The 12,596-nt window shown below is 70.3% G+C and carries 15 protein-coding genes and 4 tRNA genes; 9 read left to right on the forward strand and 10 right to left on the reverse strand.

Going from position 1 to position 12,596, the window contains the following annotated elements:
• Positions 1-50 precede the first annotated feature (50 nt).
• The 6 genes from WFJ36_RS04685 to WFJ36_RS04710 all read left to right on the forward strand — a co-directional run bounded on the left by WFJ36_RS04685 (position 51) and on the right by WFJ36_RS04710 (position 4,933).
• Positions 51-428: a DoxX family protein gene (locus tag WFJ36_RS04685; RefSeq protein ID WP_071328665.1), complete on the forward strand. Its 378-nt coding sequence runs from the start codon at positions 51-53 to the stop codon at positions 426-428.
• Positions 425-1,774, forward strand: coding sequence for a cryptochrome/photolyase family protein (locus WFJ36_RS04690; RefSeq protein WP_292789755.1), 1,350 nt, complete (start codon positions 425-427; stop codon positions 1,772-1,774). Before WFJ36_RS04685 ends, WFJ36_RS04690 begins: the two co-directional genes overlap by 4 nt.
• A gap of 50 nt (positions 1,775-1,824) precedes the next feature.
• Positions 1,825-2,430, forward strand: coding sequence for a hypothetical protein (locus tag WFJ36_RS04695; protein WP_143049263.1), 606 nt, complete (start codon positions 1,825-1,827; stop codon positions 2,428-2,430).
• Positions 2,431-2,541: 111 nt separating this feature from the next.
• Positions 2,542-3,165, forward strand: a complete 624-nt coding sequence (locus tag WFJ36_RS04700; RefSeq protein WP_336642741.1) for a copper resistance CopC family protein — start codon at positions 2,542-2,544, stop codon at positions 3,163-3,165.
• 11 nt (positions 3,166-3,176) lie between these two features.
• Entirely contained in the window at positions 3,177-3,707 is a 531-nt protein-coding gene (locus WFJ36_RS04705) for a copper chaperone PCu(A)C (RefSeq protein ID WP_292789758.1), read from the forward strand.
• A complete protein-coding gene (locus WFJ36_RS04710) occupies positions 3,707-4,933 on the forward strand; it encodes a Dyp-type peroxidase (protein WP_336642742.1) in 1,227 nt (408 codons plus the stop codon). Before WFJ36_RS04705 ends, WFJ36_RS04710 begins: the two co-directional genes overlap by 1 nt.
• 128 nt (positions 4,934-5,061) lie before the next feature.
• Here the strand turns inward: WFJ36_RS04710 and WFJ36_RS04715 are convergent, their stop codons facing one another.
• From WFJ36_RS04715 to WFJ36_RS04735, 5 genes are all read right to left on the reverse strand, one after another.
• Positions 5,062-5,391: a DUF7882 family protein gene (locus WFJ36_RS04715; protein WP_071328670.1), complete on the reverse strand. Its 330-nt coding sequence runs from the start codon at positions 5,389-5,391 to the stop codon at positions 5,062-5,064.
• Positions 5,392-5,562: 171 nt separating this feature from the next.
• The gene (locus tag WFJ36_RS04720; protein ID WP_336642743.1) at positions 5,563-5,883 is read right to left on the reverse strand and encodes a hypothetical protein; all 321 of its coding nucleotides are present in this window, start codon (positions 5,881-5,883) and stop codon (positions 5,563-5,565) included.
• Between the two features lie 215 nt (positions 5,884-6,098).
• Positions 6,099-6,173: transfer RNA gene (locus WFJ36_RS04725), tRNA-Val, on the reverse strand.
• A gap of 27 nt (positions 6,174-6,200) precedes the next feature.
• A tRNA-Cys gene (locus WFJ36_RS04730) sits at positions 6,201-6,271 on the reverse strand.
• Between the two features lie 52 nt (positions 6,272-6,323).
• A tRNA-Gly gene (locus WFJ36_RS04735) sits at positions 6,324-6,396 on the reverse strand.
• Positions 6,397-6,547: 151 nt separating this feature from the next.
• Between WFJ36_RS04735 and WFJ36_RS04740 the strand changes: the two genes are divergently transcribed.
• A tRNA-Val gene (locus tag WFJ36_RS04740) sits at positions 6,548-6,620 on the forward strand.
• A 53-nt stretch (positions 6,621-6,673) separates the two neighbouring features.
• Here WFJ36_RS04740 and WFJ36_RS04745 read toward each other — a convergent pair.
• Both WFJ36_RS04745 and WFJ36_RS04750 read right to left on the reverse strand, forming a co-directional pair.
• Positions 6,674-8,338 (reverse strand): alpha-amylase family protein, encoded by a 1,665-nt coding sequence (locus tag WFJ36_RS04745; RefSeq protein ID WP_336642744.1) that lies wholly within the window; start codon positions 8,336-8,338, stop codon positions 6,674-6,676.
• Complete coding sequence (locus WFJ36_RS04750; protein WP_336642745.1) at positions 8,335-9,300, reverse strand: TIGR03885 family FMN-dependent LLM class oxidoreductase; 966 nt, start codon at positions 9,298-9,300, stop codon at positions 8,335-8,337. The genes WFJ36_RS04745 and WFJ36_RS04750 overlap by 4 nt, the downstream gene beginning before the upstream one ends.
• A gap of 103 nt (positions 9,301-9,403) precedes the next feature.
• On the opposite strand from WFJ36_RS04750, the gene WFJ36_RS04755 reads away from it, so the two are divergent.
• The gene (locus WFJ36_RS04755) at positions 9,404-9,829 is read left to right on the forward strand and encodes a GIY-YIG nuclease family protein (RefSeq protein ID WP_071328673.1); all 426 of its coding nucleotides are present in this window, start codon (positions 9,404-9,406) and stop codon (positions 9,827-9,829) included.
• A 112-nt stretch (positions 9,830-9,941) separates the two neighbouring features.
• Positions 9,942-10,115 carry a hypothetical protein gene (locus WFJ36_RS04760; protein ID WP_292789770.1) on the forward strand — a complete coding sequence of 58 codons (174 nt, stop codon included), beginning with the start codon at positions 9,942-9,944 and terminating at the stop codon, positions 10,113-10,115.
• Between the two features lie 58 nt (positions 10,116-10,173).
• Here WFJ36_RS04760 and WFJ36_RS04765 read toward each other — a convergent pair whose 3' ends face one another.
• The 3 genes from WFJ36_RS04765 to WFJ36_RS04775 all read right to left on the reverse strand — a co-directional run bounded on the left by WFJ36_RS04765 (position 10,174) and on the right by WFJ36_RS04775 (position 12,500).
• Positions 10,174-10,560, reverse strand: coding sequence for an SPW repeat domain-containing protein (locus tag WFJ36_RS04765; RefSeq protein WP_060922080.1), 387 nt, complete (start codon positions 10,558-10,560; stop codon positions 10,174-10,176).
• Between the two features lie 82 nt (positions 10,561-10,642).
• Positions 10,643-11,242 carry a type II toxin-antitoxin system PemK/MazF family toxin gene (locus tag WFJ36_RS04770; RefSeq protein ID WP_292789774.1) on the reverse strand — a complete coding sequence of 200 codons (600 nt, stop codon included), beginning with the start codon at positions 11,240-11,242 and terminating at the stop codon, positions 10,643-10,645.
• 19 nt (positions 11,243-11,261) lie between these two features.
• On the reverse strand, positions 11,262-12,500 hold the full coding sequence (locus WFJ36_RS04775) for an ammonium transporter (RefSeq protein ID WP_025103552.1): 1,239 nt from the start codon (positions 12,498-12,500) through the stop codon (positions 11,262-11,264).
• Positions 12,501-12,596: the final 96 nt, after the last annotated feature.

Raw genomic sequence — 12,596 nt, forward strand, 5'->3', positions numbered from 1 at the left:
TGCCTCAGTGTGACAGCCGCGGCGTCCGACGGGGACGATAGCGTGGGCGCATGACACGGACGATCGCCCGCTGGCTCCTCGCTCTCGCCCTCGGGGCGATGGGCGTGCTGCACTTCACTCAGACACGCGGGTTCCGGGTCGTCGTGCCCGACTGGGCGACCCGCCTGACCCGGATGGACAAGGACACGATCGTCCTGGCGTCGGGTGCGGCCGAGGTCGCGCTCGCGGCGGGGCTGGTGGCCCTGCCCCGCGAGCGCCGACGGATGGGGTGGGCCACGGCGGGTTTCTTCGCCGCGGTCTTCCCCGGCAACTGGCATCAGTGGCGCACCGGGCGTTCGACGCCGGGGCTCGACACGGACCAGCGGCGGTTCGGCCGCCTGTTCCTGCAGCCTCTGCTGATCGCCTGGGCGCTGTGGGCGACCCGATGACGTCGCCCTCGATCGTCTGGTTCCGCGACGATCTCCGCCTGGCCGACAACCCCGCGCTGCGTGCCGCCGTCGAGCGCGACGAACCGATCATCGCGCTCTTCCTCCTCGACGAGGAGTCCCCCGGCATCCGTCCGCTGGGCGGCGCGGCGCGCTGGTGGCTGCACCATTCGCTGGCCTCGCTCGCCGGACGACTGCGTGAGAAGGGGGCGACGCTGGTGCTGCGGCGCGGGCCCGCCGACCGGGTCGTGCGAGAACTGGTCGCCGAGTCGGGTGCGGGAGCGGTCTTCTGGAGCCGCCGATACGGGGCGGCCGGGCGCGAGATCGATGCCGGGCTGAAGGCGACCCTGCGCGACGACGGTCTCCAGGTGGAATCCTTCGCCGGGTCGCTCCTCCACGAGCCGTGGACCGTCACCACCGGGAGCGGCACGCACTACTCCGTCTTCACACCGTTCTGGCGGGCCTGTCTGGCCCTTCCGGCCCCGCGCGCTCCGCTCCCCGAGCCCCGCGAGCTTCGCGGCGTCGGCACGCGGCTCTCCTCCGACGCGCTGGACGACTGGGGGCTGCTGCCCACCACCCCGGACTGGGCGGGCGGTCTGCGCGACACCTGGGAGCCCGGCGAGCCCGCCGCGCGCCGCCGGTTACAGCACTTCCTCGCCGAAGACCTCCGCACGTACGACCACGCTCGCGACGCGCCGGCTGCCGGTGCCACCTCCCGGCTGTCTCCGCGTCTGCGCTGGGGCGAGCTCAGCCCCTTCACCGTGTGGCACGAGGCGATCGAGGTCGACGGCGCCGGCGGATTCCTCTCGGAACTCGGCTGGCGCGAGTTCGCCTGGCACACGCTGTTCCACTTCCCCGATCTCGCGACGAAGAACCTGCGGCGCGAGTTCGACGCGTTCCCGTGGCCTCCGCTGGATCCCGCACGCCTGGAGCTCTGGCAGCACGGCGAGACCGGCGTCCCCCTCGTCGACGCGGGCATGCGGGAGCTCTGGCACACGGGGTACATGCACAACCGGGTGCGGATGGTCACGGCATCGTTCCTCGTCAAGAATCTTCTCATCGACTGGCGGCTCGGCGAGGAGTGGTTCTGGGACACGTTGGTCGACGCCGATGACGCGAGCAACCCGTTCAACTGGCAGTGGGTCGCGGGTTCCGGTGCCGACGCCGCCCCGTACTTCCGCGTGTTCAACCCGGAGCTGCAGGCCAAGAAGTTCGACGGCGAGGGGCAGTACATCGGGCGCTGGGCCGCAGACGCCCCCACTGAGCCGATCGTCGACCTCGGCGAGACCCGCAAGGCAGCGCTCGCGGCCTACGACGTCGTGAAGCGCTCGGGCGCACCGCGGAGCTGACGCCTGGCTCACGCCCGCGGCGACCACCGGCGCATGGCAGACTGGTGCCCGTGAGCCCGTCCCGCAAGCCCGCCGTCGTGCGGGGCTTCGCGACCTCGTCGCTCGCGATCTTCGTGGCCCTGGCGGGTCACGTGAGCGGCGGCGGGGAGATGCCGGGTCCTCTCGGCATCCTGGTGCCCTGGCTGTTCGCCTTCATGGTGTGCGTGCTCCTCGCCGGACGAAGGCTCTCCCTCACCCGGCTCACCCTCTCCGTGGCCGTGAGCCAGTTCCTCTTCCACGTGCTCTTCGTGCTCGGCACGGTCAGCGCGTCCGGCGTGGCTGTCCGTCACGTGCACGGCGCTCCGCTCGTCCTCCCTGCGGTCGAGGGCTCCGCGGTCGTCGCGACCATCGACGCCTCGATGTGGCTCGGGCACGCCCTCGCCTCCCTCCTCACTGTGGCGGCTCTCCACCGCGGGGAGCGGCTGCTCCTCACCCTGCGCGATCTCGCCGTCCGACTGGTCCGCTGGGTGCGTCGACGTGCGGACGTGACGCTCGCCCCGCGCTCCGCCGCTTCTCCGTTCCGCCTCGCCGGGCTCTTCCTCGTGCCGGCGGGCCGTGGTCTTCGCCTTCTCACTCCGCTTCTCGGGCGCGCCCCGCCCGCTCTCCCCGCGCTCTGATCCGCGCCCGCGGCCTCCCGCCGTGCGGTGCGTCCTCGCGCCGTCCCCGGTGACGCGCGTTCGAACGCAGGTACCCGCGTCGCTCGGCGACGTCTGAAGAGAGGCTCTTCCATGTCCCCTGTCCGCAGATTCGCGGCCGGGGCGGTGCTGGCGGCTGTCGCGATCCTCGCGACGGCAGCGCCGGCGACCGCCCATGACCAACTCATCGAGAGCAGCCCTGCCGACGGGGAACGGCTCGACACCGCGCCCGTCAGCGTCACGATGACGTTCTCGGGCGAGCTCCTCGTCCTCGACGAGTCGACCGCCGGGGCCGTCGTCCTCGTCGTCGACGCGGAGGGTGAGGACTGGGCGACGGGCGAAGTGGAGGTCCGCGGACGGAACGTCACCGCTGCCCTCCTGCCCGACATGCCGGACGGCGGGTACCAGGTGCGCTGGCAGGTCGTCTCCGAGGACGGGCACCCGATCGCGGGGATCATCCCCTTCGCGATCGGAGACGCCGTTCCGCTGGAGTCGACCGGGAACCCGGGGCCGACCGCGTCCGCCCCGAGCGGATCGTCGACCGCATCGGATCAGAACGCAGACGAGACGGGCGATCCGATCCGGGTCCTGCTCGTCGGCGGGTCAGGGGCGGCAGCCGCCGTCGCCGTCTTCGCCGTCCTCCTCCTCATCCTCCGCCGCCGTCGCGCGGCCGCCGTGGCGCCGGAATCCGGCGACGACACGGCAGAGAACTCCTGAAAGGCATCATCATGAACACTCGCACCTCCCTCCCCCGCCTCGGCGCGGCGATCGTCCTCTCGCTCCTCGCGCTCACCGGGTGCACCGCGCCCACCGCCGAAACGCCGACCAGCGCCCCCGCCGGCGAGGTCCTCCGGATCGACGACGCCTGGGTCAAGTCGGCCGATGAAGGCATGTCCGCGGCTTTCGGCGTGCTCGTCAACGAGGGCGAGGAGGACGTGACGGTGACATCGGTCGCCTCCGCCGCCTCGCCGATGATCGAGCTGCACGAGACCGTGGAGAACGAGGCCGGGGAGATGGTCATGCGGGAGATCGCCGGAGGTTTCGTCGTCCCCGCCGGCGGCCGCCTCGCCCTCGAGCCCGGGGGGAATCACATCATGATGATGGACCTCTCCGAGCCTCTGGAAGCCGGTGACGAGATCGCTTTCACCGTCACCCTGTCGGACGACTCCACGTTCGAGTTCGCCGCGCCGGTGAAGGACTACTCCGGCGCGAACGAGAACTACGACGGCGCGGACGACCACGAGGGCATGGACCACTGATGTCCGCGCGCGTCTCGGGCGCGCGCACCGGCCGCACCGGCTCGACCCGGCGGCAGTTCCTTCTCGGAGGGGCTGTCGCCGGTGTCGGGGCCGCCGTCGCGGTCGGGGCGGACCTCGCCCTCACGCGAGCGGACACGGAGGCTCCCGCGGCCCGTGCTCCGCTCAACGGCTCCCTCACCGTTCCGTTCCACGGCGTCCATCAGGCCGGGATCGACACCCCCGCCCAGGCGCACGGCTCGTTCGTGGCGCTCGATCTCCGGCCGGAAGTCGACCGCGACGGACTTCGCCGGCTCCTGCGTATCCTCACGGACGATGCGGCGCGGCTGACCCAGGGACGCGGGGCGCTGGCGGACTCCGAGCCGGAGCTCGCCGTCGCCCCCGCCCGGTTGACCGTCACGTTCGGCTTCGGCCCGGCTCTCGTGGCACGGGCCGGCGGCAGCAGTCCGTCCTGGCTCGCTCCCCTGCCCGCCTTCCGGGTGGATCGCCTGCAGCCGGGGTTCAGCGAGGGAGACCTGCTCCTCCAGCTCGCCGCCGACGATCCCCTGACGGTCGCGCACGCGCAGCGCATGCTCCTGAAGGACGCGCGCGGCTTCGCGACCGTCCGGTGGATCCAGCAGGGCTTCCGCCGCGCGCACGGCACCGAGCGACCGGGGACGACCATGCGCAACCTCTTCGGGCAGGTCGACGGGACGAGCAACCCGCAGCCGGGAACCGACGACTTCGACCGAGTGGTCTGGAGCGATGACGGCTGGCTGGCCGGCGGCACGGGCATGGTCCTCCGCCGCATCCGCATGGACCTCGACGCGTGGGACCGCCTGGATCGCGGAGGCCGTGAGGCCTCGGTGGGGCGGTTGCTCCGCGACGGTGCGCCGCTCACGGGGACGTCGGAGTTCGACGAGCCGGACTTCGACGCGACGACGGCCATCGGGTTCCCCGTCATCCCGGCGTTCGCGCACATCCGGCGCGCTCGCGGTGACGGCACGGAACGCATCTTCCGCCGGGCGTACAACTACGACGAGCGCCCGGCCGGAGACGGCGTCTCCGAGTCCGGACTGCTCTTCGCCGCGTTCCAGGCCGACGTCGCGCGGCAGTTCGTCCCCATGCAGCAACGGCTCGACGAACTCGACCTGCTCAACGAGTGGACCGTCCCGATCGGATCCGCCGTGTTCGCCGTGCCCCCGGGCTGTGCGGAGGGCGGCTACATCGGGGAGACGCTGCTCGACTGAGGTGCGGGCTCAGAGGGGTCCGCGTCGCCGCGCCGCAGCGACGGCGAGTCTGAGCCTCGCTGCACCACGTCGGGACGCCTCCACTTCGCCTCGCGGAGGGGGCGTCCCGACTGTCGCGGCCCGGTGGCCTACGACACGTCCAGATTCTTGGTGACGGCGCTGCCAGCCGGCTCCGGCACGAGATACAGGCCGTTCGGCGAGTTGGCGGTGTACGCCAGCGCGTCGACCCAGGCCCGATTGACCTCCGGCTGACGGCTCCCCACGTACTTGAACACCATGGAGCTCCCGGCATGGATCCAGACGGTGATCCGTCCGCCCCCGATGCTGGCGTCCTCCTTCCAGGTGTACGGGAAGGGCTCGCCCCGCCGCAGCTTCGCCGTCATCACCAGCTGCAAATGTCGCAGCGCGCGGTCTTCGACCTCGACCTTGGTGCTTCCTTCGTAGATGAACCTGCCCATGTCCGCCCTCCTGAGGTGATCGCCACGAAATCTCGTCCCGCGGAAGAGCGATCGTCGATCGCAGGTGGTGATGTCGGTCCACCCTGTCATCGGCATCACCCCGTGGGGCCGAAGACGCCGATGTGCGGACGGGAAACGAACAGATCGTGCGAGTGGTGTCCACTCTCGGAGTCACCCCTCCACCGGCTGGACGGCGTTCCCCCAGACCCAGCAGCGGTACGTGCGCTCGCCGGCACGGAACTCGATGCCAGCCGCGAGCGGAGTGGAGCGGACGACCTTGGCCTCCACGCGGATCGCCTCCGGGCCGAACCGCACCCACGCCCGCACCCGCCGCTGGAGCGCGTGCGGATAGACGGTGACGGCGGACTCACGCAGGGCGAGCTCGCGATCGGACAGGGACTGCAGGGGGCCGCGGCGTGCGGCGGCCTCGATGGCCTGATGCTGCGACCGCATGTCGTTGTACGCGGAGAGCGCGTGACCCGAGTTCCCCACACCGGCTCCTTCCTCCGGCCTCGTCCAGGATACCGATATTCGAACACATCTTCGAACTCGATCCCGGCGGCACCGAAACGCAGATTCGCGCCGAGGGCGCAGAGCTCTGCCATGAGGCTGCGACCGCGCGCGGATCTGCGAGCCTGCGCGAGGGAGGAGCGGGGGGAACGGCGTGCGGGGAAGAAAAAACCCCCGGCAGAACCGGGGGTTTCAGGTGGTGCGCGATACTGGGATCGAACCAGTGACCTCTTCCGTGTCAGGGAAGCGCGCTACCGCTGCGCCAATCGCGCCCGTTGGGGCTATTCAGTTTTCCCGTGAGGTGGCGACGGGATTCGAACCCGTGTAAACGGCTTTGCAGGCCGGTGCCTAGCCGCTCGGCCACGCCACCGTGTGGATTGACCCCACGTGCCGCCGATCTTCGAGAAGATCTACTGCACTCGAGCGGATGACGAGACTCGAACTCGCGACCCCAACCTTGGCAAGGTTGTGCGCTACCAACTGCGCTACATCCGCATTTCGTTCCCGGTTGTCCCGGGCACTTATGAAACATTAGCCGATGATCCGCGCTCCGCCAAACCCGTGGCGAATCTCGCGCGTGTCTCCCGGACTGGTCATCCGAGCGCTTTCCGGTCGGGTAGTATCGGTTGACGTACCCCACGGGTATGGGCGATTGGCGCAGTTGGTAGCGCGCTTCCTTCACACGGAAGAGGTCATCGGTTCGAGTCCGGTATCGCCCACAGAATCCCTTCGAAGGCCCCGGTCATCCGGGGCCTTCGGTGTTTCCGGATCGTCACAGGACCCTGCCGTCCCCCGGGCGCAAGACCCGCAGCCACCGATAGCCGTACGCGGGAAGCTCCAGCTCCACCCCGCCGTCGTCGTCGAGGGGCACGCGCCGCGCGTCGAGGAGGTCGACCAGGGTCGTACCCGCGGGCTCCTCCCCCAGCCGGAACCGCGTCGTCGCCGGCCGTTCGGCGAAGTTGTGGACGGCGATCGTGAGCCCGACATCGGCCTCCAGGGAGTGCACCAGCAGGGCGTCCTGCGGCTGATCGATGACGCGGAACATCCCCCACCCGAGCTCCGGAGACACCCGGTAGCGCGCGGTCAGATCGCGGATGAAGTGCAGCAACGACCCCGGGTCCTCGAGCTGCGCGACGGCGTTCACGTGCGCCGGGGCATAGCCGTCCGTCGGCACCGGCGCGACCAGGCGAGAGGGACGCGCATCGGAGAAGCCGCCATTGCGATCCGCCGACCACTGCATCGGCGTCCGAACGGCCTGCCGTCCCTCGATGGCGATATTCTCGCCCATCCCGATCTCCTCGCCGTAGAACAGCACCGGCGTCCCGGGGAGGGTGAAGAGCAGGCTGTAGGCCATCCGGATCCTCCGGGGATCGCCCTCCAGCATCGGCGGCAGCCGTCGGGTGATCCCGCGCCCGAACACTCGCTGCCTCTCGTCCGGCGCGAAGGCCTCGAAGACCTCCTGGCGCTCGGCCTCGGTCAGCTTGTCGAGGGTGAGCTCGTCGTGGTTTCGGAGGAAGTTCGCCCACTGCACCTCCGGTCCGAGAACCGGGCGGGCCGTGAGCGCTTCGATGAGCGGCGCGGGGTCGCGGCGAGCGAGCGACAGATAGAGCGCCTGCATCGCCACGAAGTCGAACTGCATGGTCAGCTCATCGCCGTCCGCGCCCCCGAAGTACGCCCGCTGCTCCTCGTACGGCAGGTTGACCTCGCCGAGCAGGATCGCCTCGCTGGACCGACGCTGGAGGAAGCGTCGCATATCCCGCAGCAGCTCGTGCGGGTCGGGGATGTCGGCCGTCTTCGGGACCTCGAGGAGGAACGGCACGGCGTCCACCCGGAAACCCGAGACGCCGAGCTGCAGCCAGAATCCGATCACCTTCGCGATCTCGTCCCTGACCACGGGGTTGGCGATGTTGAGGTCGGGCTGGTGCTCGTAGAAGCTGTGCTGGTACCACTGCCCGGACTTGTCGTCCTTCGTCCAGATCCCGTCGGCCTGCCCGGGGAACACCGTGTTCTTCTGGCCCTTGGGCGGCGCATCGTCCCGCCACACGTAGTAGTCGCGATAGGGCGAGTCGACGCTCCGGAGCGCCGCGCGGAACCACGGGTGACGGTCGGAGGTGTGGTTGACGACGAGGTCGACGATCACGCGGATGCCGCGGTCGCGGGCGGTGCGGATCACCTCCACGAGGTCGCCGTGGGTGCCCAGACGAGGGTCCACGCCGTAGAAGTCGCTGACGTCGTAACCGTCGTCGAGGTCGGGAGAGGGGTAGAACGGCATGAGCCACAGGCACGTCACGCCCAGCTGTGCCAGATAGTCGATCCGCTGCGCGAGGCCGCGGAGGTCGCCGACGCCGTCGCCGTCCGCGTCCAGGAAGGTCTCCACGTCGAGGCAGTAGACGACGGCCGTCTTCCACCACAGGTCGCTCGTGTCGGTGATCTTCATGTGCGCTCTCTCAGGGCGGGCAGGATCTCGGAGGCGGCCGCCTTCAGGAACCCGGTCTGCTCGCGGCCCACGTGGTGCAGGTAGATCCGGTCGAAGCCGACGCCGACGAGCTCCGCCAGTCGTCCCGCGAGGGAACGGGCGTCATGATCCACGAGGACCGCCTTGCGCAGCCCCGCCTCGTCGACCTCGCCCACCGCCGCGTCGAAGTCCTCCGGCTGCTCGATGTTCCACGCAAGCGGCGGGGTGACGACTCCCTGCCGCCACTGCTCCTTCGCGGTCGCGTACGCCTCGGCGTCGTCGGCGCCCCAGCTCACGTGCGTCTGCAGGATGCACGGCCCCTGTCCCCCGGCCGAGCGGTAGGCCTCGACCACCCTCCGGAGCGCGGACGGCTCCTGGGCGACGGTCGCGAGCCCGTCCGCCCACCCGGCCGCCCACTCCGCGGTCCCGGCGCTGACCGCGGTGGCGAAGAGGGGTGGCGGCTGCGCCGGCCGGGTCCAGATCCGCGCGCGGTGCACGCGCACGAGACCGTCATGGTCGACCTCCTCTCCGGCCAGCAGCCGGCGGATCACGTCCACGCTCTCGCGCAACCGCGCGTTCCGGACGTCCTTGGCGGGCCAGACGTCGCCGGTCACGTGCTCGTTCATGGCTTCCCCGCTGCCGAGTGCGGCCCAGAACCGTCCAGGGAACATCTCCTCCAGCGTCCCGAAGGCCTGTGCGACGATCGCCGGGTGGTATCGCTGTCCCGGCGCGTTGACCATGCCGATCGGGAAGCGGGTGCGGGCCAGCGCCGCGGCGATCCAGCTGAAGGCGAATCCCGACTCCCCCTGCTCGGGCAGCCACGGGGCCAGGTGATCGGAGCACATCGCCCCGTCGAAGCCGGCCCACTCCGCGCTGACGACCGCGTCGAGCAAGGCACTGGGCGGGATCTGCTCGTGGGAGGCGTGGAATCCGATGAAGACCATAGGCCGAGTCTGGCAAGGGACGACGCTCCGCGGCAGTGGTTGACAGGAGCGCCGGCTGCTGCCAGATGGCGGCGATGTCCGAGGGACGACGTACGCTGCTCCGGTGCCGAAACCCCGCCTTCTCCCCGGACCCTGCCCGCTGTGCGGCGGTCTCGCCGGGCTGCGGACGGACGACGCGTGGCACTGCGCGCTCTGCGACTGGCGCTACGGGGACTCCCCCGACCCCGACCTGCCGTTCCCGCGGATCGACGTCGTGTACTACCTCCGTTACGACCGCAGGGTGAAGATCGGCACGAGCAGGCAGCCGCGGCGCCGCCTGGCGAGCATCCGTCACGACGAGCTCCTCGCCTTCGAACAGGGCGACCGGGTGCGCGAACAGCAGCGTCACCGCGAGTTCGCCTCTGCGCGCGAAGGCGGCGAGTGGTTCACGCTGACGCCTGAGATCCGCGCGCACATCGCGGTCCTGCAACAGGGCGGCGACCCCTGGCACCAGTACGCCCGCTGGATCAGCGCCGCTCTCCGGGGCTGATCGCGCCTATCACTGCGCGTCCGATCGCACCAGGGGATCCCGTCCTCCGCCGAGGGCGGGCAGACTCGCCTGCGAACGGGCGCACCCGGCGCCCCGCGTGAGAGGACAGGACATGAACGGACGAGAGAACATCCCCGCCGACGACGTCAGCGCGCAGGATCCGCTCGCCGGCGACGGGAGCGGCGACCCGAACAGCGACCGCCAGTTCCTCCAGGACCTGCCTCCCGCCCAGGTCGACACCGAGCAGCAGCAGGAGCATCAGGCCGAGGCCGACAACGAGGAGTAGCCCTCATGACGAAGGGGCGGCCGGATCGGATCCGGTCGCCCCTTCGTCCTGTCCCGCGTCAGGCGGTCGCCGCCCGTCCGCGCGTGCTCTGCGGCTGCGGCTGGGAGAACAGCACGACGACGATGACGGCGGCACCGACGACGACGTGCGGGAGCCAGACGTTCAGCGCCTCGTCCGCGAAGCCGAACAGCCACGGCGACAGGGCGAGGAAGAGGCTCGCGACGATGTCGAAGACGAGGTGCACGGGCATGGGGATCAGACCGAACGGACCCCACTCGTACTTCGTGAAGAGGCTGTAGACGATGAGGCCGATGCCGAGCACGATCGGGATGACGACGGGAGCTCCACCCATGCCGGCGAAGCCGAAGAGCCAGGGCGCGGCGATCAGAGCGATCCCGACGACGTAGTCGAGAACTCCATGGACCTTGGTCGGGATGAAACGCATGATTCCTCCTTGGGTGCCGCCGGCGGCGACTCACAGGAAGGTTCGGAGCCCCGCGTCGATCGGATGGGAACCGGCGCCGGTCTCAGCTCTGCGCCCACCCGTATCGCCGCTGGAGCGCCGCCGCTACTCGTGCGTACCGGGTACGATCCAGGGCCGCCGCCTCCCGGCGGAGTCCACGCTCGTGGACGCTGTAGAGCTGTTCGATGTCGACCCACGACTCGCGGCCCTGCCCGTCCCACTCCCCGCTCCCGATCGAGAGGTAGTCTCGGTCGCCGTCATGCGGCCTGCTGGTCATCCGCACCGCGTACACCCGCTCGGACGACTGCCGTCCGATCACCAGCACCGGCCGGTCCTTGCCCCGGCCGTCGTTCTCCTCGTACGGCACCCAGGTCCAGACCACCTCGCCCGCATCCGGGGCGCCGTCCCGCTGCGGAGCGTAGGCCACGCGGACGGCCGGCATGCGCCCGGCATCGAGCCGCACGGTCTCGGTGCCGCGCGTTCTCCCCGGCTCCGCCCCGGAGTCCGCCACGGTACCGGACCGCCGCTCGCGTTCCTCGGCCGTCCGCAGACGCGCGTCCGGGCGCCGCGGACCGGGAGAGGTCCGCGACGCCCGGGAGGAGCCCACTGCTCGGCGCAGGAGGTCCGTGAGTGTCTTCAGGATGCCGTTGCTGGTCGTGCCCACACGGTCACCCTAACCGTCGTCACGCGTTCGCGAGAGCGTAGCCCTCCTCGCCGTGGACGACCTGGTCGACACCGGCGATCTCGTCCTCGTTCGTGATGCGGAATCCGATCGTCTTCTGGATCACGAAGCCGATCACCCAGGCGACCACGAAGGAGTAGATCAGCACGCCGGCCGCGGCGATCACCTGGACGGCGAGCTGGCGGGCGTCGCCGCCGACGAACAGGCCGGTGCCGGTGGCGAAGAAGCCGAGGTACACGGTGCCGATGAGGCCGCCGACGAGGTGGATGCCGACAACGTCGAGCGAGTCGTCGAACCCGAGGCGGAACTTCAGCTCCACGGCGAGGGCGCAGACGATGCCGGCGACCGCTCCGAGCAGGAGGGACCATCCCGGGGTGAGGTTGGCGCACGCCGGGGTGATCGCCACGAGACCCGCCACCGCGCCGGACGCGGCGCCGACCGAGGTGGGCTTGCCGTCCTTGATGCGCTCGATGAGGATCCAGCCGAGGATCGCGGCCGCGGTCGCGCCCAGGGTGTTCAGGCCGATGAGTCCGACGCCGCCCATGTCCTCGGCGAGCCACTCCGCACCGGCGTTGAAGCCGAACCAGCCGAACCACAGCAGGGCGGCGCCCAGCAGCGTCAGCGGTACGTTATGCGGCTTGAGGATGCCCTTCTGGAACCCGATGCGCTTGCCCAGCACCAGGGCGAGGGCCAGCGCCGCGGCGCCCGCGTTGATGTGCACCGCGGTACCGCCGGCGTAGTCGATCACGCCGATGCCGCTGTCCTCGCCGAACAGGGTCGTCCCGAGGTTCATGATCCAGCCACCGCCCCAGACCCAGGCGGCGACCGGGAAGTAGCCGACCGTGGCGAACACGCCCGCGAAGATCAGCCAGCTGCCGAACTTCGCCCGATCGGCGATCGCCCCGGAGATGAGGGCGACGGTGATGATCGCGAAGGTGGCGCCGTACGCGACGCTGAGGAGGGCGACGTTCGACCCCTCACCCGAGGCGAGGCTGGACAGGCCGATGTCCGCGAAGGGGTTGCCCGCGAAAGCCGTCGGGCTGTCGACGGCGCTCATCGAGAAGCCGAAGAGAATCCACAGCACGGCGACGAGTCCGATCGAGCCGAAGCTCATCATCATCATGCTGACGACGCTCTTCGCCTTGACGAGACCGCCGTAGAAGAACGCGACGCCGGGCGTCATGAGCAGCACCAGTGCCGTCGCGGTGATCGCCCACGAGATGTTGCCGGGAGCATCCATAGGAAAACCTCACATCCGAAGTAGTTGAGAGCTTCAGTGTGACCACGGGCGATTTCGCCCATGCGTGAGGTTTGTTTCCCCGCGGTTACAGCCCGG

The sequence above is a fragment of the Microbacterium sp. MMO-113 genome, from assembly GCF_037148555.1.
Taxonomy (GTDB): domain Bacteria; phylum Actinomycetota; class Actinomycetes; order Actinomycetales; family Microbacteriaceae; genus Microbacterium.